This is a genomic window from Dyella sp. (assembly GCF_035277725.1).
Taxonomy (GTDB): Bacteria; Pseudomonadota; Gammaproteobacteria; order Xanthomonadales; family Rhodanobacteraceae; genus Dyella_B.
Map to the genome: position 1 here is coordinate 18556 of NZ_DATEJY010000144.1, position 18427 is coordinate 36982.

General features: G+C 62.3%; 18 protein-coding genes. 11 read left to right on the forward strand and 7 right to left on the reverse strand.

What is annotated here, in order from left to right; all coding sequences use genetic code 11:
- Window positions 1–56: 56 nt before the first annotated feature.
- From VJR68_RS13150 to VJR68_RS13170, 5 genes are all read left to right on the forward strand, one after another.
- Window positions 57–698 carry an NAD(P)-dependent oxidoreductase gene (locus VJR68_RS13150; RefSeq protein WP_324148293.1) on the forward strand — a complete coding sequence of 214 codons (642 nt, stop codon included), beginning with the start codon at window positions 57–59 and terminating at the stop codon, window positions 696–698.
- 167 nt (window positions 699–865) lie between these two features.
- Window positions 866–1795 (forward strand): 23S rRNA (adenine(2030)-N(6))-methyltransferase RlmJ, encoded by a 930-nt coding sequence (locus tag VJR68_RS13155; protein ID WP_324148295.1) that lies wholly within the window; start codon window positions 866–868, stop codon window positions 1793–1795.
- Between the two features lie 34 nt (window positions 1796–1829).
- Window positions 1830–2336 (forward strand): Slp family lipoprotein, encoded by a 507-nt coding sequence (locus VJR68_RS13160; RefSeq protein ID WP_324148296.1) that lies wholly within the window; start codon window positions 1830–1832, stop codon window positions 2334–2336.
- A 4-nt stretch (window positions 2337–2340) separates the two neighbouring features.
- Complete coding sequence (locus VJR68_RS13165) at window positions 2341–3249, forward strand: cation diffusion facilitator family transporter (protein WP_324148298.1); 909 nt, start codon at window positions 2341–2343, stop codon at window positions 3247–3249.
- A gap of 135 nt (window positions 3250–3384) precedes the next feature.
- Window positions 3385–4002, forward strand: a complete 618-nt coding sequence (locus VJR68_RS13170; RefSeq protein ID WP_324148300.1) for a GNAT family N-acetyltransferase — start codon at window positions 3385–3387, stop codon at window positions 4000–4002.
- A 45-nt stretch (window positions 4003–4047) separates the two neighbouring features.
- On the opposite strand, the gene VJR68_RS13175 is transcribed toward VJR68_RS13170, so the two are convergent.
- Window positions 4048–4749, reverse strand: coding sequence for a class I SAM-dependent methyltransferase (locus tag VJR68_RS13175; RefSeq protein ID WP_324148302.1), 702 nt, complete (start codon window positions 4747–4749; stop codon window positions 4048–4050).
- 370 nt (window positions 4750–5119) lie between these two features.
- Here VJR68_RS13175 and mfd point away from each other — a divergent pair, with 370 nt between their 5' ends.
- On the forward strand, window positions 5120–8569 hold the full coding sequence (gene mfd / locus VJR68_RS13180) for a transcription-repair coupling factor (RefSeq protein WP_324148304.1): 3450 nt from the start codon (window positions 5120–5122) through the stop codon (window positions 8567–8569).
- A gap of 66 nt (window positions 8570–8635) precedes the next feature.
- Here the strand turns inward: mfd and egtD are convergent, their stop codons facing one another.
- Together egtD and egtB are read right to left on the reverse strand one after the other, a co-directional pair.
- Window positions 8636–9607: an L-histidine N(alpha)-methyltransferase gene (egtD, locus tag VJR68_RS13185; RefSeq protein WP_324148306.1), complete on the reverse strand. Its 972-nt coding sequence runs from the start codon at window positions 9605–9607 to the stop codon at window positions 8636–8638.
- Entirely contained in the window at window positions 9604–10803 is a 1200-nt protein-coding gene (egtB, locus tag VJR68_RS13190; protein WP_324148308.1) for an ergothioneine biosynthesis protein EgtB, read from the reverse strand. Before egtB ends, egtD begins: the two co-directional genes overlap by 4 nt.
- 206 nt (window positions 10804–11009) lie before the next feature.
- Between egtB and VJR68_RS13195 the strand changes: the two genes are divergently transcribed.
- The gene (locus tag VJR68_RS13195) at window positions 11010–11453 is read left to right on the forward strand and encodes a DUF6491 family protein (RefSeq protein ID WP_324148310.1); all 444 of its coding nucleotides are present in this window, start codon (window positions 11010–11012) and stop codon (window positions 11451–11453) included.
- A gap of 67 nt (window positions 11454–11520) precedes the next feature.
- On the opposite strand, the gene VJR68_RS13200 is transcribed toward VJR68_RS13195, so the two are convergent.
- From VJR68_RS13200 to VJR68_RS13210, 3 genes are all read right to left on the reverse strand, one after another.
- A complete protein-coding gene (locus VJR68_RS13200; protein WP_324148312.1) occupies window positions 11521–11937 on the reverse strand; it encodes a hypothetical protein in 417 nt (138 codons plus the stop codon).
- A gap of 123 nt (window positions 11938–12060) precedes the next feature.
- Window positions 12061–14247, reverse strand: coding sequence for a bifunctional 23S rRNA (guanine(2069)-N(7))-methyltransferase RlmK/23S rRNA (guanine(2445)-N(2))-methyltransferase RlmL (gene rlmKL / locus VJR68_RS13205; protein ID WP_324148313.1), 2187 nt, complete (start codon window positions 14245–14247; stop codon window positions 12061–12063).
- Window positions 14244–14771, reverse strand: coding sequence for an alpha/beta hydrolase (locus VJR68_RS13210; protein WP_324148315.1), 528 nt, complete (start codon window positions 14769–14771; stop codon window positions 14244–14246). Before VJR68_RS13210 ends, rlmKL begins: the two co-directional genes overlap by 4 nt.
- Window positions 14772–14906: 135 nt before the next feature.
- On the opposite strand from VJR68_RS13210, the gene VJR68_RS13215 reads away from it, so the two are divergent.
- The 4 genes from VJR68_RS13215 to VJR68_RS13230 all read left to right on the forward strand — a co-directional run bounded on the left by VJR68_RS13215 (window position 14907) and on the right by VJR68_RS13230 (window position 17655).
- The gene (locus VJR68_RS13215) at window positions 14907–15473 is read left to right on the forward strand and encodes an N-acetylmuramoyl-L-alanine amidase (RefSeq protein WP_324148317.1); all 567 of its coding nucleotides are present in this window, start codon (window positions 14907–14909) and stop codon (window positions 15471–15473) included.
- A 57-nt stretch (window positions 15474–15530) separates the two neighbouring features.
- A complete protein-coding gene (gene tesB, locus VJR68_RS13220; protein ID WP_324148319.1) occupies window positions 15531–16397 on the forward strand; it encodes an acyl-CoA thioesterase II in 867 nt (288 codons plus the stop codon).
- Between the two features lie 9 nt (window positions 16398–16406).
- Window positions 16407–16805, forward strand: a complete 399-nt coding sequence (locus VJR68_RS13225; protein ID WP_324148321.1) for a hypothetical protein — start codon at window positions 16407–16409, stop codon at window positions 16803–16805.
- Window positions 16806–16944: 139 nt separating this feature from the next.
- Complete coding sequence (locus tag VJR68_RS13230) at window positions 16945–17655, forward strand: arginyltransferase (RefSeq protein ID WP_324148323.1); 711 nt, start codon at window positions 16945–16947, stop codon at window positions 17653–17655.
- Window positions 17656–17715: 60 nt separating this feature from the next.
- Here VJR68_RS13230 and VJR68_RS13235 read toward each other — a convergent pair.
- Window positions 17716–18427: FMN-binding glutamate synthase family protein (locus tag VJR68_RS13235; RefSeq protein WP_324148325.1), on the reverse strand; the 712-nt coding region annotated here is incomplete at its 5' end.

The following is an 18427-nucleotide window of genomic DNA, read 5'->3' on the forward strand; positions in this document are numbered from 1 at the left end:
AACCAACGCCCAGCGCGCATGCTTGCATCCTGTTGCTTCCCTCCACGGAGATTTCCATGAAATTGGTTCTGTTCGGCGCCACTGGGCATATCGGCCATGCCATCCTCGACGAAGCCCTTGCACGCGGCCATGACGTCACCGCCATCGTGCGCGAGAAAGGTCGCCTGGCATCGACTCACCCACGGCTGCACGTGGTGGAGGGCACGGTGGAAGAGACATCGTTGTGGCTTGCCTATGCCAAGCATGCCGATGCGGTGATCGGTGCCATTTCCCCACGCCGCAACGGCACTGCCGACACGCTGCCGCAGGCCGCCCAGACCCTGCTGGATACGCTCGACGGCACCAACCTCAAGCGGCTGCTGTGGGTAGGCGGCGCCGGCTCGCTGGAAACGGCGCCGGGCGTGACGGTACTCGACAATCCCCATTTCCCCGAGGCGTGGAAGCCGGAAGCGCAAGCCCATAGCCGCGCTTTGGATGTATTCCGCGCCAGCAAGGCCAACGTCGACTGGACCTTCATCAGCCCCGCCGCCCTGATCGAGGATGGCGAACGCACCGGCAAGTACCGCGTCGGTGGCGATCAGCTGCTGGTGGATGCGAAGGGCGTCAGCCGCATTACGGTGGCGGATTACGCGGCGGCGCTGCTGGATCAGCTGGATAACAAGAGCACGTTCAGGAAGCGCATTACGGTGGCGTATTGAGCCAGATAGCCAGGTGCTTGCACTGATCAGCTCCCTCCCCTGCGGTGGCAGGGGAGGGGACATGTCCTCGCGAGCATCAAGATCGCACTTGGCTTATCTCCATTGGAAAGGGGGAATGTCCCCGCAGGCGGGGATTTATACTGGCGCACCCCAGCCTGCCGATCGCCATGAACTACCGCCACGCCTACCACGCAGGCAACTTCGCCGACGTCCTCAAGCACAGCGTGCTGTTTGCGCTGATCGAAGCCTTGAAGGCGAAAGACACGCCCTTCGCCCTGATCGACACACACGCCGGCAGCGGCTGCTATGCGCTCGATAGCGAAGAAGCCGGCAAGACCGGCGAATACCGCGATGGCATTGCACGCCTGTTGTTTCCCGATCTGCACGGCACCGGCCAAGGCCCCCTGCCCGCCTTGCTGCGCCGTTGGCTCGACAGCGTTCTTGCGCTGCCTGGCAACGAGCAAGGACTGAAGGTGTATCCCGGTTCGCCCTTGCAAGCCGCACAGGCGATGCGCGCCACCGACAGCGCGCAGCTGTGCGAACTGCATCCGGAAGAAGCATCGCGCCTGCGTGAATTGTTCCATCACGATCGCCGCGTGCACGTGCATCACCGCAACGGTTATGAAGCATTGAAGGCATTGCTGCCGCCCAAGGAAAAGCGCGGACTGGTGCTGATCGATCCGCCTTACGAAGCGCAGGAAGAGGAATACCGCCTGATCGAAGCGGCGTTGAAGGCGGCCCTGCAGCGCTGGCCGAACGGCATCTACGCGGTGTGGTATCCGATCAAGCTGCGCAGCCAGGTGCAGCCGTTCCTGCGCTGGCTGCAGCGTTGCGGTGCGCGCCGCGTGCTGCAGGCGGAATTGCTGGTGCATCCGGATGATTCGCCGCTGCGCTTGAACGGGTCCGGCATGGTCATCCTCAATGCACCGTGGAATCTGGACCAGGTGCTGCGCGAACCCTTGCAGGCGATGGCACGGCTGCTGTCGCAGGAGCATGCGGCCAGCTGGCGGCTGGATTGGCTGATCAAGGAAGGCGATACGCCGGTCTCACAAACGCGTCACGTTCGTCCGCTACCGCAATCAAAACGTCCCGGCTAAGCTCGGTGCTGCTTCGTGCTGAAAGGACATCACCATGCATCTGCGTATCGTTTTTCGCTTGCTCGCGCCACTGGCATTGCTGTTGTTGGCAGCTTGTGCACCTGCTCCCATCTACAAGGCTGCGCCCGGCGCCGTGACCGCGCTGCCCATGCAGGTGGCGCATGCGCCGGAACAGTACGGCAACGGTTCGGTGATCTGGGGCGGCAGCGTGGTGGCCGTACGTAATTTTCCCGATCACACCGAGATGGAAGTGCTCGGTTATCCGCTGGATTCATCGCAGCGTCCGCAGCCGAATGCGCAAGGCGTGGGGCGTTTTATCGCGGTATTCCCCGGCTATCTGGAATCGTTCAATTATCCCAATGGCAGGCTGGTCACGGTGAGCGGACAACTTGGCGGCACGCGCGCCGGCTCGGTCGACCAGGCGCCGTATACCTATCCGCTGGTGACCGTGGCTCAGTCGCATCTTTGGACCCAGGACGAATTGCGCCAGGGACACCCGAACATCAGCTTCGGGGTCGGCGTGGGCGTGGGCATCCACTGATCGCATGAGCGGACAAGGCAATTCGCTCAAGGCCATTCTGCTGGCGCTGGGCGCGAATTTCGCGATTTTTCTGTCCAAGCTGGCGGCGGCGCTTATCACCGGTTCCGGCGCGATGATGGCCGAGTCGATCCACTCGCTGGCCGATTGCGGTAATCAATTATTGCTGCTGCTCGGCATGCGTCAGGCGAAAAAACCGCCGTCCGACGAATACCCGCTGGGCTGGGGCCGCGCGCTGTATTTCTGGTCGTTCGTGGTGGCGCTGCTGCTGTTTGCAGTGGGTGGCCTGTTCTCGATCTACGAAGGCGTGCACAAGCTGGCGCAGCCGGAGCCGTTGCGCTGGCCATGGTTGGCGTTGGGCGTGCTGGCCTTCGGCATCGTGATGGAAAGCATCTCCATGCACGGCTGCCTGCACGAGGTGAACCTCGCGCGCGGCACGCAAAGCCTGTGGCGCTGGTTCCGCGAAACGCGCTCCAGCGAATTGCTGGTGATCTTCGGCGAAGACCTGGCCGCCCTGCTCGGCCTGTGCGTGGCCGCCCTGGCGATCGGGGCGACCATGCTCACCGGCAACCTGCTGTTCGATGCGCTGGGCACGATCGCCATCGGCGTGTTGCTGGTGGTGGTGGCGGCAATGTTGGCCAATGAGGTGAAAGCCTTGCTGATCGGCCAGGGCGTGGAGCCGCGCCGCCGCGCGGAACTGCTGGCCTTCCTGTGCGCACGGCCGGAAGTGGCCGAGGTGCTCAACCTGATCACCCTGCAGATGGGGCCGGACGTGATGGTGGCGGTGAAGGCGCGCATGCAGCGCACACCCGACGACCTCAGCCTGATCGAGGCGATCAATACGGTGGAGCGGGAGATGAAGGCGCAGTTCGGCGATATCCGCTGGAGCTTCTTCGAGCCTGACGTGGCGGACTGACGCGGTCTTTTGTCGCATAGCAGCATATTTCGCGGTACGGCCGCCTCAACGCTCTTTTGATAAGGGTAAATCCTGCCGAAACCTCGGCCTGCCGTTCATGCTGCAATGCAAACAGTACGCTATAGTACGGTTACTATGCCTACCAGCCCTGTCCGCGAATTCCCCGCCTACCCTCGCCATGCCGAGCTGCCGCCGCGCAGCCGCGAGCGGTTTGCGACTGTCGCCTCGCCCCTCTCCCATGCGCCGCGCGGCGAAGGGGTGCATACCGCCGACGGACGCGAGCTGGTCCTGCGCAGCGTCGAGCCCGGCGATGTCGCGGCCGTGCAACGTTGCTTCAAGCGACTGCCGCCGCAGGATGTGCGCCGCCGCTTCATGCATGCCATGGCGGAGCTGCCGGTGTCGATGGCGCAGCGCTTGTGCCGTATCGATCCGGAACTGGAAGCCGCCTTCGTGCTGATCGACGAAACGGTGAAGCCGGCCGAGCTGCGTGGCGTGGGCCGTATCTTCGTCGACGTCGCCAGCAACACTGCCGAGTTTTCGGTGCTGGTGGAACGCGAATGGACACGCATCGGCCTTGGCGCGTTATTGATGCAGCGGCTGGTGGATGAATCCCGTCGCCGCGGCCTGGATGAAATCTGGGGCTACGTGCTGATGGAAAACCGGCCGATGTTGCAGCTGTGCAAGGAGCTGGGTTTCGTCGCGACGATGGTGCCGGGTGAAGGCAGCACGGCGCAGATTCGCCTGAAGCTGTAAGCCGCTTTTGTAGGCTGGGATGCAATCCCAGCTTCGTGAGGGTTACTAGTGCTGGGATGTCATCCCAGCCTGCGCGGCGACAGGTTTTCTCGCTGCAAAGCACGCCACTTTGCCATGCTGCACAAGCTCCACCTCGGCAAAGTGTACGCGCAATGCCTGGTCCAGGCTTTCCAGCGTATCAGCGCGGTTTCCGAAGATCCCTTTCTTGTTATAGACATCCATCAGTTTGCGGCCGAACGCGTTATGCCCGGCGGCATCGCCCAGGATCGTCGCGCCGTACAGTACGCCGCCTTCGGCCAGATGCGGTTTCAGATTCGCAAACACGCGCGCCTTGCCCTTCATTTCGCCCGGCAGGCAATGCAATAAATAAAACAGCGCGATCGAATCGTATTGACGATGGCCCAAGGCGGTCACAGGCTGCATCACATCCTGCACGAACCACTTCACATCCTTGCGCCCCAAGCGATGGGCCGCGGTGCGCAGACTGTTCTCGTTGAGATCGAGCAAGGCCACTTCTTGCTCGGGACGAAATCCCGCATGTTGCAGATAGAAGCCGGTGCCCACGCCGACATCCAGGTGCCGGGCGCCGATGTGCCGACGATAGAACGGTAACAGCACGTCCTTGGTGGAACATTGCCAGGCCCGGCGGTTGGATACGCTCAGCACCCACCAGTCGTAGAGCTTGAGTACCCACGGCGAATACACGGCCGCGCCGGCCTGGGTGTCGAGAGTCGCTTCAGTAGACATGGAGGGCTGCGCTCGAAGGGGAAGCCGGCAAGTTTGCCTCAGGCGGGTTAAGGCAACACTGATCAAGTATCGCCGTCGTCATGACATCACCCCATCACTTTGAATTCAACCTGTGAGGCCAGCCCTGTCTGTCCGCATGCCTTCGGTCCGCCAGCTCGACAGACGGCCAGTCTGCTTTCGCCGACGGCCCTGTGGCCTGCGAACAGACAGGGCTGGTGACGACGGCGATACTTGATCAGTGTTGCCTTAAAGCGCAATGACCATGCGTCCACATTTCCCATCCTTGATAGGTCCCCATCACCTGACGCGCTAAACTTGCGCGCTCGATCGGCCCAGGCAGCCGGCCCTCGCCCTCCCACGCAAGATCCCCATGTCGACCTCGATCAGTCACCCGCCCCTTCCCACCAGTCCCAAGCAGCGCCGCTTCTGGACGCCGCCGCATGGCTCCGCCCGCGCCTTGCTGGTGGCCGAAGCCGCCCGTTCGCATGACGGCCTGCTGGTAGTTGTGACGCGCGATACGCAGCGCGCGCATGCGCTAGAAGACGAGCTGCGCATCTTCGCGGGCTCGCTGCCGGTGCTGCACTTCCCGGATTGGGAAACGCTGCCGTACGACGTGTTCAGTCCGCACCCCGACATCGTCTCCCAGCGCGTCGCCACGCTCTACCAATTGCCCAGCGTGAAGCGTGGCGTGCTGGTGGTGCCAGCCGCCACGCTGATGCAGCGCATTGCACCGCGTACGCATATCACCGGCTCCGGCTTGATGTTGCGCAAGGGGCAGAAGCTCGATCTCGCCAACGAACAGCGCCGGCTGGAAGCCTGCGGTTACCGGCATGTACCGCAAGTGGGCGAGCCGGGCGATTTCGCGGTGCGTGGTGCGTTGATCGACATCTACCCGATGGGCGCGTCCGAGCCATACCGCGTTGAGCTGTTCGACGATGAAGTGGAATCGATCCGCAGCTTCGATCCGGAAACGCAGCGCTCGCAGCAGCAAGTGGAAAAAGTGGAGCTGCTGCCCGCGCGCGAATTCCCCGTCACCGACGATGCCGCCAAAGCATTCCGCAACCGCCTGCGCGAGCGCTTTCCCATCGATGTGCGCCGCTGCCCGCTGTATCAGGACATGAAGGAAGGCGTGACGCCCGGCGGCATCGAGTATTACCTCCCGTTGTTTTTCGAGCACACCGCCACGCTGTTCGACTACCTCGCCGACAACGCGCTGTTCGTGCTTGGCGAAGGCGCGCAGGAAGCGCCCGAGCAGTTCTGGACACAGACGGCCGAACGCTACGACCAGCGCGCGCATGATATCGAACGCCCGGTACTGCCGCCGGCCGAGTTGTATCTATCGCCCGAGCAACTGCGCGAACAGCTCAACAAGCGCTTGCGCGTGGAAGTGGTCGCCAGCGGCCACGAGCATGCCGTGGATGCCGGCACGCAGCCCGCGCCGGACGTTCCGCTCAATCGCAAGGGCGAAGAGCCCGGCACGTCGCTGCGCCATTTCATTGAAGCGTATCCGGGGCGCACGCTGATTGCGGCCGATTCTGCCGGCCGTCGCGAAGCGTTGCTCGAACAACTTGCCACGGTGGGTTTGCGTCCACACAACGTGGACGGCTGGACGGCCTTTCTCGCCGACGGTAAGTCGCTCGCCATCACCATCGCACCGCTGGAACAAGGCTTTGCGCTGAAGCAACCGGCGATCACGGTGCTGACCGAGCGCGAGTTGTTCGGCGAACGCGTGCGTACCGAACGCCGTCGCCGACGCGGTGCGGCGCGCGATCCGGAAACGATCATTCGCGATCTCACCGAGCTTTCCATCGGTGCGCCGATCGTGCACGTCGATCATGGCGTGGGTCGCTATCAAGGCCTGGTCTCGATGGAACTGGGCGGCATGACCGGCGAATTCCTGGTCATCGAATACGCCAAGGGCGACAAGCTCTATGTGCCGGTGGCGCAACTGGGCCTGGTCAGCCGTTATTCCGGTACCGCGCCGGAACTGGCGCCGCTGCACTCGCTCGGCGGCGACGCCTGGGAACGCGCGCGCAAGAAAGCCGCCGAAAAGGTGCGTGACGTAGCGGCGGAATTGCTGGCGATCTATGCGCAGCGCGAAGCGCGCGGCGGCGAATCGTTGCCGATCGACCGCCAGATGGTGGAAGCATTCGGCAGCACCTTTCCGTTCGAGGAAACGCCCGACCAGTTGCAGGCGATCGACGCCGTGCTCGGCGATCTGGCACGGCCGCGCGCGATGGATCGCGTGATCTGCGGCGACGTCGGTTTCGGCAAAACCGAAGTCGCCTTGCGCGCCGCCTTCGCCGCCGCCACCGCCGGCAAGCAGGTGGCGGTGCTGGTGCCCACCACCCTGCTGGCGCAGCAGCATTTCCGCAACTTTGCCGACCGCTTTGCAGACTGGCCGGTGAAGGTGGATGTGCTGTCGCGCTTCCGCTCGACCAAGGAAGTGAACGAAGCACTCAAGCGCCTCGCCGACGGCCAGATCGACGTGATCATCGGTACGCACAAGCTGCTGCAGCCGGATATCAAGTTCAAGGATCTTGGTCTGGTGATCGTCGACGAAGAACAACGCTTCGGCGTGCGCCAGAAAGAACAGCTGAAAAAGCTGCGTGCAGAAGTGGACCTGCTCACCATGACCGCCACGCCGATTCCGCGCACGCTGAACATGGCAATGAGCGGCCTGCGCGATCTTTCATTGATCACCACACCACCCGCGCATCGCATGGCGGTGCGCACGTTTGTTTCTACCTGGGAGCCGGCGCTGATCCGCGAAGCCTTTCAACGCGAATTGCAACGCGGCGGGCAGGTGTATTTCCTGCACAACGAAGTGGAAAGCATCGAACGCACCGCGCGTGAAGTGCAGGAACTGATTCCCGATGCGCGCATCGGCATCGCGCACGGCCAGATGCCGGAACGCGAACTGGAACAGGTGATGGCGGATTTCCATCGCCAGCGTTTCAACGTATTGGTGTGCACCACCATCATCGAGACGGGCATCGATATCCCGACCGCCAATACGATCATCATCGATCGGGCGGATCGCTTCGGCCTGGCGCAGTTGCATCAGCTGCGCGGACGCGTGGGACGTTCGCATCATCGTGCTTATGCGTATCTGATCGTGCCGGATCGCCGCGCCATCACGGCGGATGCCGAGAAGCGCCTGGAAGCACTGGCCTCGCTGGAAGAACTCGGCGCCGGCTTTACGCTTGCCACGCACGATCTGGAAATCCGCGGCGCGGGCGAACTGCTGGGCGACGAGCAATCCGGCCAGATCCAGGAAATCGGCTTCGGCCTGTATACCGAATTGCTGGAGCGCGCCGTGCGCGCGCTGAAATCCGGCAAGGTGCCTGATTTCGATTTGAGCAGCGAGCATGAAACCGAAGTGGAATTGCACCTGCCCGCACTGATTCCGGATGATTACCTGCCCGACGTGCATGCACGCCTGACCTTGTACAAGCGCGTGGCCAGCGCCCGCGATGAAGAAAGCCTGCGTGAGTTGCAGGTGGAAATGATCGACCGCTTCGGCTTGCTGCCGGATGCGGTAAAAAACCTGTTTGCCGTCGCCGGCCTGAAATTGATGGCGACGCCTTTGGGTATTCGCAAGCTGGACTTCGGGGCCAACGGTGGGCGGATTACCTTCCGCGACAAACCCGATGTCGATCCCATGGCGATTATTCGCCTGGTGCAGAACTATCCGCGTGTGTACAAGCTGGATGGGCAGGACAAGTTGAAGATCAACCTGGAACTGCCGGGATCGAGCGAGCGCGTGCGCGCGGCGCAGGAGCTGCTGGGAAGATTGGGAGCACGCAAGGCCGCGTAGGTTGGGGTGCGAACCCCAACATCGGCATGCCATGCGGTATCAGGATGTTGGGGTTCGCACCCCAACCTACGTGGCACGTGTGAGGTATTGCAGGCTGAACATCCGCTCCGGATCGAACCACACATGCTGCACGGCCAACCCGGCCGTCGCCGCGAGCGCAGCGAAATCTTCCAGCGAATACTTGCAGCTGTACTCCACCAGCATCGCTTCTCCCTCGCGGAACAACACCTGCAAACGGCCGACGCGCACGCGTTGCTCCTGCTCGCTGACGATATGCGTTTCGATCCGCCCGGCAATCGCGTTGTAGCGCGCACGATGGCGGAACGCGCTCAGATCGAAATTGCAGCCAAGCTCGCGATTCAAACGCACGAGCATGTTGAGCGTAAACGCCGAGGTAACACCGGCGCGATCGTTGTAGGCCGCTTCGATGGTGGCGCGATCCTTTTTCAGATCCACGCCCACCAGCACGCCGCCGTTGTCGCCCATCTCGCTGCGCATCTTGCGCAACAGCTGCGCGGACTCGCGATCTTCGAAGTTGCCGATGGTGGAGCCGGGAAAGAACACCACCGTGCGGCGTGGCGCACGCGGCGGCACCGGCAAGCGCAGCGGGCGGGTGAAGTCCACCGCCAGCGGCTGGATCGGTAGATGCGGGAAGTGGCCGGCCATGCGTTCCATGCTGTGCCGCAGCGGCTCGCTGGAAATCTCGATCGGCACCCATGCCACTGGCGTGCTCAGATGTTCCAACAGCAAGCGTGTCTTGATCGCATGGCCGCTGCCGTATTCGACCAGGCGCACATCAGGGCCGAGCACCTCCGCGATGTCACCCGCATGCTGATTCAGCAGCGCGATCTCGGTACGGGTCAGGTAATACTCGGGTTGCTCGCAGATCTGTTCGAACAAGGCGGAGCCCCGTTCGTCGTAGAACAGCCAGGAAGGCAGACGCTTGGGTTGTGATCGCAAGCCACGTTGCACCACCTGCAAGAGCAAGTTGTCGGGTGGGCGTTGTTCGTCACGTACTGCATAAGCTTGAACACTCATCGGTCCTGTCCCAATCGGATGCCCGCAAATTGCCAGCGGGCATGGGGCGGAAAGAAATTGCGGTAGCTGGCACGGATGTGGTCGCGTGGCGTCGCGCACGAGCCGCCGCGCAAGACCCATTGGCCATTCATGAACTTGCCGTTGTATTCGCCCAGCGCACCGGGCAAAGGTTTGAAACCGGGATAACTGACATAAGGCGATGCGGTCCATTCCCACACGTCGCCATACATCTGCAGGAAACCATCGCCCGATGGCGCGGCGCAAGGATGAAAACGGAACTCGTCCTGGAAGTTGCCGTGGATGGGCAATGACGCCGCGGCGTCTTCCCACTCCGCTTCGGTAGGCAGGCGCGCACCGGCCCAGCGTGCAAACGCATCCGCTTCGAAATAGCTGATGTGACACACCGGCGCATGTGGATCGAGCGCGCAGACACCAGCCAGCGTAAATTCGCTTGCCAGGTCTTCCTGCCAATACAGCGGCCGCTGCCATCCTTCGCGTTGCACTTGTGCCCAGCCATCCGACAACCACAAGCCGGAGTCCTGGTAACCGCCATCGCGCACGAAGGCAAGGTATTCGCCGTTGGTGACCAGGCGATTGGCCAGCGCATGCTCGGAAAGCCACGTGGTATGGCGTGGCGTTTCGTTGTCGTAGGCGAAGTTGCCGCCTTCGTGGCCGATATCGACCGGGCCTTGCCGTCCAGGCAGGAAACGCAAGGCTGCCGTTCTGCTTGGACTGAGTACCGGCGCTTTGTGATACGCGGGCAGCAGTGGATTGCAGGACAGCATGTGCTTGATGTCGGTCAGCAGCAGCTCTTGATGTTGCTGCTCGTGATGCAGGCCAAGCTCGATGCGCCCCGCAAGTTCTGCACTGACGCCATGCACCAAAAGTTCGCCGACGGCTTCGTCGACGCGTGCACGATAATCGCGAACGGCATCGAGCGTGGGTCGTGACAACAAGCCGCGCTGCGGGCGCGCGTGCATCGGCCCCACCGACTCGTAGTAGGAATTGAACAGGTAATGCCATGCAGGATCGGGCGGCTGGTAAGCCGCGTCGTAACCCAATACGAATTGCTCAAAAAACCAGGTGGTATGCGCAAGGTGCCATTTACCCGGACTGGCATCCGGCATGGATTGCACTTGCAGATCTTCAGCGCTCAATCCCGCGCAAAGGGCAAGCGTCTGACGCCGTATGCGCATGAACCGCGCAACGGCATCCTCGGTATATAGGGTGAATGTGGGGACATTCATGACGCAGACTCGATGGAGGCAAACGTGCTGCGATATACCTTGTGGAGCGCGGCGGAGCGGACGATCATACAGCCACCATGCCGCAGCAGTTGTTCAGATTCTGTGACAATAACGCCACGCATGGCAGGAATATGGACCAGCACGAGGTGACCTCCATGAAGATCGTCATTTCTGCAGCACTGCTTTTTACGCTTGGCGCTATCGCAACATCCGCATGGGCGCAATCCACGCCGGTATCCGGCACGCTACCGTACAAGGACTGCATTCGCATTGACCAGATCAACGAATGGCATGTCGTCGATCCCAGGACTGCCATCGTGCGTACCGGCCCGTATCAACGTTATCTAGTGAAATTAAAGGCAAGTTGCGACAAGTTGGGCATTGGCAATCCGGGCTTGATGTTCATACCCAGCCAAGCCGACAAGGCCACGTCGCCGCTTCGCATCTGCGGTGGCGTGGGCGAAAAAGTACGTGCCAGGGATCAACCCGGCTGCGCCATCGAATCGGTCAGCCTGATCGATCAAGCCACTTTCGATGGTTATCGGGATCACGCCAAATACCACAGCGTGAGAACGCAGCAGCCTGGCAAAAGTCCTTGATGCGAAATAAAGGAAGATAAAAAAAGAGCCCGGCGATGCCGGGCTCTTTTATTGGGTCAAGCGACGATCAGTAGGCTGGGCCGATATAGCGCGTGCCGTACGGGTCCGTCGTGGTCACCGTGGTGGTCGTGGTCACCACCGGCGGCGCGGACTGGTAAACCACGGTGCCGGGCGTATACACCACGGCCGGCGGCGGTGCGTAATACACCGGGGGGCCTGCCACGGCGCCGGCTACAACACCCGCCACCGCACCGCCGATAATCGCGCCGGCGATCCAGCGGCCACCGCTCCAATAACCACCGCGATAGCAGCAACCACCACGGTAATAGCCACCGCCGCGATAGTAGCCACCATGGTAACCATAACCACCGTGCCAACCCGGGCCGCCCCAGGGATGCGCCGAAGCGCTGAGCGGCACTGCAGCCCCGGCTGCCGCCAAGGCCAGGCCGACCGCAACGAACTTGCCGACACTACGTTTGAACATGACACACCTCCGTCTGTATGGCGTGAATGGTGAGCCTGGAGGACTTAATTTGTACTGAAGGGTTTCGTTTCTTAACGCAACCGCCAATAGTCGATTTAACGGCACCTCAGCCACGCTACGCGTTCACTTTTTGATGCGCGCGTTTTGCCAGGGATTCGCCGGTTCCTCCGCTGCGTGCGGACGCAGCAACCAGCAATCGTGAATATTTGCGCGCCGCGAGAAATCGAACGGGATGCTGCCGGCGCCCCACGCCTCGATCGCAAGATGCGGTTCCAGCGCTTCGCGATCGAGCGAGAAGCGGCGAAAGTTGTTGGAGAACAGAATCACACCGTCGTGCGTAAGTCGATCCGCGCAAGCCAGCAGCAGCTTGACGTGATCGCGCTGCACATCGAAATCGTCCGCGCGCTTGGAGTTGGAAAACGTCGGCGGATCGACGTAGATCAAGCCGTAACGCTCGTGTGTGCGCTGCAGAAATTGCGCGGCATCCGCTTGCACGAGGCGATGTTTTTCGCCAGTGAATCCATTCAACGCGAGATTACGCGACGCCCATTCGAGATAGGTGCCCGAAAGATCGACGCTGGTCGTGTCGCGTGCGCCGCCCGCCGCCGCATACACGCTCGCAGTGGCGGTATAGGCAAAGAGATTGAGAAAGCGCCTGCCTGTTGCCAGTTCGCGCACTTTCGCACGGACCAGGCGGTGATCGAGAAACAAGCCGGTATCCAGGTAATCGTAGAGATTCACCAGGAACCTCAGGCCACCCTCTTCCACTTCGATGAATTCGCCACGCTGGTCGAATTGACCGTACTTGGAACCGCCCTTGCCACGCTCGCGGGTCTTGATGGCCACGTGTGCACGCGGTGTCTCGAACACTTCGCCGGCCACGCGCGCGATTTCGCGCAGACGCGTGCGCGCCAGCTCGGCAGGCACGTCGGCGGGCGCGCGGTATTCCTGGATATGCAGATGCGTGTTGCCGAACATATCGGCATACACATCGATGGCCGCGGCGTATTCAGGCAGATCCTGATCGTACGCACGCCAGGCGTGAATGCCTTCGCGCTCCAGCCGCTTGCGCAGATGCTTGGCGTTCTTTTCCAGCCGGTTCTTCAACATCTCCGCGCCCGGCGAAAGCGGCGGTTTTTCGCGTGGGGTTTCGCTGCGGGGATGCAGTTCGAAAATCAGCAGCACGGTTTCCAGCGCGCCGTTGTAGAGCGTGTATTTCTTTTCCGAACGCAGCGTGGTGGCGCGGCCGAGTTCGGCGTCGCCGGCAAGTACGGCGGCGCGCCAGCCAGTGAAATGATCGCGCAGGGTTTCGCCGAGGCTGCGGTACAGCTTCGGCAGGTTTTCGCGCTCGCCCAACCGCTCGCCGTACGGTGGGTTGGTGATCACCAGGCCTTGCGTGAAACCGGGCGGCGGGCGCACGTGCTGTGCGTCATGGCGATCCAGCGTAAAGAACCCGGCGACGCCAGCTTCCTGCGCATTGCGCTTGGCCATCTGCACCATGCGCGCATCCGAGTCCGAGCCGAAGAAGCAGCTGCGCAGCGCAGGCAGGCCGGCTTCTGCGCGTTTGCTCGCTTCGTCGAGCACGTTGCGCCACAAGGCAATATCGTGCTGCTTCCAGCCCAGGAAACCGTAGTAATCGCGACGCAAACCCGGCGCGACATCCGCCGCCATCAACGCGCCTTCAATCAGCAGCGTGCCGGAGCCGCACATCGGATCGAGCAGCGCTCCGCCTTGCGCGTAGATGGCCGGCCAGCCGGCGCGCAGCAACATCGCCGCGGCGAGGTTTTCCTTCAGTGGCGCTTCGCCCTGCGTTTCCCGCCAGCCACGGCGATGCAAGGGCGCGCCGGCGAGATCGATCGATACGGTGGCGCGATCGCGCCGCAGGCGTAGATTGATGCGCACATCCGGCTCTTCCGTGTCTACATCCGGACGCGCCTGACCGCGTTCGCGGAACTGGTCGACCACCGCGTCTTTGACACGCTGCGCCAGGTATTGGCTATGCGTAAGCTTGCTTTGCGCGGTGTTGGCATCCACCGCCAATGTGGCGTGCGGTGCGAGATGTTCCGACCAGTCGATCGCTTGCACGCCGGCGTACAAGGCATCGTCGGATGCGGCGTCGAACTCGGCCACGGGCAACAGAATGCGACTGGCCAGGCGCGACCACAGGCAGGCGCGATAGGCGGTTTCCGGGCTGCCGGAAAAGCGCACACCGGCCAGTGCTTCGTGCACGTCGACGGCACCGAGCGACATCAGTTCGTCGCGCAGCAGATACTCGAGCCCCTTGGGGCAGGTTGCAAAGAACTGCTTCAAACGCGGCTGACCAATTGTTCGAGAAAGAAACCGAAATGTTTGCTGATCGCGTCGATGTGCGCGCTCAGCCGGTGATCGTCATCCAGAATCAGCAATGGCAATTCGCGGCGGCCGGCGAACTCGTAGATCTCGTCCAGCGGACAGACGTCATCATGCCAGCCGTGGACCATCAGCGTCGGCACGTCCAGGCGCACATCGAAAGCGAGATCGTTACCGGGAATCAGTGCCGGCGTAGCAAGCAGGAACAGCCCGGCTACCGGCACTTCCAGCGAGGCCAGGCCGGAAACGAAGGCGCCCATGCTGGAACCGACCAGCACCGGCGGTGTATCGCTCGCCGCAATGCGCTCATGCAAACGGGCGATGCGCGGTTCGATCGACTCGGCATGGCCCAGCTTGTCGTCCTCGCGGTAGTCCGGCCGCTCGGCGGTCCACCCCATGGACTGGGCGACCTTCGCCAGTACGCTGACCTTGGTGGCATCCGGACCTGTGTCCGAACCGTGGGAAAGGATGACATGGCCGGGCATGGCGCTCTCCGTGTTTGCTCAGCGGGACGTGCATGATAGCGGTTTGGTGATGCGCCAAAACGTAGGTTGGGGTGCGAACCCCAACAATATGATCCTCAAAGCGATGACAATGTTGGGGTTCGCACCCCAACCTACATGCCCATGCTCACCATCCACGACCAGCCCCTGCCCTATGTCGCCAAGCTGCCCGAACGCGCGGCCAGCGAGGTCACGCTAGTGGTGATCCATTGCACCGAATTGCCCGACCTGGCGACCGCGCGCGAATACGGCGAGCGTGTGCTGTACGAAACCGGTACCGGCAACAGCGGCCACTACTACATCGACCGCGATGGCGCGGTGTATCGCTACGTGCCGGGCACGCGCGTGGCGCATCACGTGCGCGGTTATAACCCGCCGTCGATCGGCATCGAGTTGGTCAATCGCGGGCGCTATCCCACCTGGTTCGACTCGCGCCACCAGATCATGACCGAGCCCTACACCGCCGTGCAGATCACCGCATTGCGCGCGCTGCTGGCGCAGTTGCGCGCGGAATACCCGAACCTGCACCAGATCGCCGGCCACGAAGATCTGGACACGGCCCGCGTGCCCGCCAGCGACGACCCCAGCCGGGAGGTGCCGCGCAAGCTTGATCCTGGCCCGCTGTTTCCCTGGCCGGAGGTGCTGGTCGGCAGCGGCCTGCATCGGATCTACATATCTCACTAAGGCTGTAGGACTAGCCCCGCTATAATTCCCGGCCATTTACCTCAGGGGCTCGCTGCGATGCCGGATACACACGTCAAGGAACTGGTCGAGCTGCTGCAGCTCGAACGGCTGGAAGACAACCTCTTCCGCGGCCAGAGCCGCGACATCGGCACGCGTTTCGTGTTCGGCGGCCAAGTGCTGGGCCAGGCCTTGTCCGCTGCGCAGCAGACGGTGGATCCCTCGCGCGAGGCGCATTCGTTGCACGCGTATTTCCTGCGCGCCGGCGACATTGACGCACCGATCGTCTACAGCGTGGAGCGCGCACGCGATGGCGGCACGTTCTCCTCCCGCCGCGTGGTGGCGATCCAGCATGGCCAGCCCATTCTCAATGGCGCCATTTCGTTCCAGGTGCCGGAAAAAGGGTTGGAGCATCAATCCAGCATGCCGGAAGTGCCGGAGCCGGAAGACGTGGAACCCATGCACCGCGTGCCGGCGGAAGAACTTGCCCGCCTGCCGGTGAAGCTGCAACGCTGGCTCGGCGCCAACGGCCCGTTCGAATTCCGCCAGGTGTGGCCGCGCGACGAGCTGCATCCGGCCAAGCGACCGCCGATCCAGCACATCTGGCTACGGCTCACCTCCAAGGTTGACGATTCGCCCGTGCTGCATCGGGCCTTGCTGGCCTATGCCTCGGATTTCCATCTGATCGGCACCAGCACCCTGCCGCACGGCATTTCCTACCTCACGCCCAATCTGCAGATGGCCAGCCTGGACCACGCCATGTGGTTCCATCGCCCGTTCCGGGTCGACGAATGGCTGCTGTATTCCTTCGACAGCCCCACCGCGCAGGGCGCGCGCGGACTGGCGCGCGGGCAGATTTTCAGCCGCGATGGCGCGCTGGTGGCCTCCACGGCGCAAGAAGGGCTGATCCGCTTGCGCGGCGAGTAAAATCATCCCATGCGCCTGCTCTACACATCCCCTCGTCAAGAAAATATCGATCGCGTGGCGGCCTTCATGGCCGAGAACAACATCGAGACCACCATCACCAATCGTTCCAACTGGAACCGTCCCAGCTACCAGCGCTTCAGCTATTCGCAGCGCAATCAGAACCGCGACGCATGGCCGCAGGTGTGGGTCAGCAAGGCGGACGACTACACCAGGGCTCGCGAGCTGATGCGCACTCTCGGCATCGAACCTGAGGTTCGCCACGCCGAGGAACTGAGAATCTCACGCGATCCGGTCGCCTCCATGTATGACCGCCGTGAACACACCGTGGCCCGGGCGCGGCGCATCGTGCTGCTGGCGATCGTGGGCGTGTTCATGGTGTTGGCCCTGCATTATCTGCACGTGATCTAGCCGGCAGGTTGGTTAGCGCAGCGAATCCCGCCGTATTGCTTGGAAATGTTGGGCAACGCTGTGCCAACGTCATCTACACCCGCCAGTACACCTACAAAAACCTTGCCAAAGCGGCCGGTTGCAGTCATAGAATCAGGCCATGCGCTCAGATCACGTCCGCTTGTTCCAGACGCTGCCGCATGCCTGTGGTTATTACCCAGGGCGCACGGCACAGAATCTGGTGATCGATCCAGCTGCCCCGCAGCTGGATCGCCTCTATGGCGCCGCGCTGGATCACGGCTTCCGCCGCGCGGGCGGGCACCTGTATTTTCCGCACTGCCCCAATTGCCACGCGTGCACGCCGTGCCGCATCGACGTGGCGAACTTCAAGCCCGACCGTTCGCAACGCCGTTGCCTGAAGCGCAATGACGACCTGATCGTGCGCGAGTGCATGGCCGGCTACAACAGCGAGCGGCATGCACTGTATTCACGCTATCTGCGCACGCGCCATCCTGGCGGCGGCATGGATGAGGCCGAGGCGAGCGATTTCCGCCGTTTTCTCACGGCGCCGTGGAGCCCCACGGTGTTCCTGGAATTGCACAAGGACGACCGCCTGCTCGCGGTGGCCGTAACGGACGTGTGCATCACCGGCATTTCAGCCGTCTATACGTTCTACGATCCGGACGAACACGAGCGTGGCCTGGGCACCTTCGCCATCCTGCAGCAGATCGAGCTCGCCAAGCGCCGCGGTATTCCGTGGGTGTATCTGGGCTTTTGGATCGAAGGCCATTCGAAGATGGATTACAAGCGGCGCTTCAAGCCGTTGCAGGTGCGTACCACGGAAGGGTGGGTGGAGTTGAAGCGGGATTGAGTGCACGCCCCAACATGCCGGTTGCGATTGGCATGGCGATGTTGGGATTCGCACCCCAACCTACGGGGTCGTTTCCGGATACGGAAACAGCTTGATCAGCGGCACCGATACACCATCATTGGCCATCACACGGCAATGCGTGCGATCCAGATCACGCGGATCATCCACGCCGCAACTGTGCGCGATGATGCCCACTTCATGCATCACATTGTGCGCGTAATTCGCCACGCGCTCGCTCTTGTCCATCACCACCAGGCCGCGCTGCAAACGCGGATTTTGCGTGGTGATACCCGTGGGACAAGTGTTGCGATTGCACTGCAGCGACTGGATGCAACCCAGCGCCAGCATGAAGCCACGCGCCGAGTTGACGAAATCCGCACCCATCGACAAAGCCCATGCCACGTCATACGCCGTGATGCATTTACCTGAGCAGATCACCTTGATGCGATCGCGCAGGCCGCGTTCGATCAGGGTATTCACCAGTTCCGGCAAGGCTTCGCGCAACGGCAGGCCGACACCTTCCATCAGCGTCTGCGGCGCGGCGCCGGTGCCGCCTTCGGAGCCGTCGACGATGATGAAATCCGGCGCGCTTTCGATGCCGCGCCTGGTCACTTCATCGCACAGCTCGCTGATCCATCCCATGTCGCCGAACACAGCCTTGAAACCGGTGGGTTTGCCGGTGAGATCGCGGATGTGGCCGATGGCATCCATCAGTTCGCGCACATTGCCGATATCCAGGTGGCGATTGGGGCTTTGCGAATCCATGCCCACC

Excerpts from the sequence above, each read along its gene's own strand:
- VJR68_RS13150 (WP_324148293.1), top strand. The coding sequence starts at position 57 with ATGAAATTGGTTCTGTTCGGCGCCACTGGGCATATCGGCCATGCCATC.
- VJR68_RS13155 (WP_324148295.1), top strand. The coding sequence starts at position 866 with ATGAACTACCGCCACGCCTACCACGCAGGCAACTTCGCCGACGTCCTC.
- VJR68_RS13160 (WP_324148296.1), top strand. The coding sequence starts at position 1,830 with ATGCATCTGCGTATCGTTTTTCGCTTGCTCGCGCCACTGGCATTGCTG.
- VJR68_RS13165 (WP_324148298.1), top strand. The coding sequence starts at position 2,341 with ATGAGCGGACAAGGCAATTCGCTCAAGGCCATTCTGCTGGCGCTGGGC.
- VJR68_RS13170 (WP_324148300.1), top strand. The coding sequence starts at position 3,385 with ATGCCTACCAGCCCTGTCCGCGAATTCCCCGCCTACCCTCGCCATGCC.
- VJR68_RS13175 (WP_324148302.1), bottom strand. The coding sequence starts at position 4,749 with ATGTCTACTGAAGCGACTCTCGACACCCAGGCCGGCGCGGCCGTGTAT.
- mfd (WP_324148304.1), top strand. The coding sequence starts at position 5,120 with ATGTCGACCTCGATCAGTCACCCGCCCCTTCCCACCAGTCCCAAGCAG.
- egtD (WP_324148306.1), bottom strand. The coding sequence starts at position 9,607 with ATGAGTGTTCAAGCTTATGCAGTACGTGACGAACAACGCCCACCCGAC.
- egtB (WP_324148308.1), bottom strand. The coding sequence starts at position 10,803 with ATGCGCATACGGCGTCAGACGCTTGCCCTTTGCGCGGGATTGAGCGCT.
- VJR68_RS13195 (WP_324148310.1), top strand. The coding sequence starts at position 11,010 with ATGAAGATCGTCATTTCTGCAGCACTGCTTTTTACGCTTGGCGCTATC.
- VJR68_RS13200 (WP_324148312.1), bottom strand. The coding sequence starts at position 11,937 with ATGTTCAAACGTAGTGTCGGCAAGTTCGTTGCGGTCGGCCTGGCCTTG.
- VJR68_RS13210 (WP_324148315.1), bottom strand. The coding sequence starts at position 14,771 with ATGCCCGGCCATGTCATCCTTTCCCACGGTTCGGACACAGGTCCGGAT.
- VJR68_RS13215 (WP_324148317.1), top strand. The coding sequence starts at position 14,907 with ATGCCCATGCTCACCATCCACGACCAGCCCCTGCCCTATGTCGCCAAG.
- tesB (WP_324148319.1), top strand. The coding sequence starts at position 15,531 with ATGCCGGATACACACGTCAAGGAACTGGTCGAGCTGCTGCAGCTCGAA.
- VJR68_RS13225 (WP_324148321.1), top strand. The coding sequence starts at position 16,407 with ATGCGCCTGCTCTACACATCCCCTCGTCAAGAAAATATCGATCGCGTG.
- VJR68_RS13230 (WP_324148323.1), top strand. The coding sequence starts at position 16,945 with ATGCGCTCAGATCACGTCCGCTTGTTCCAGACGCTGCCGCATGCCTGT.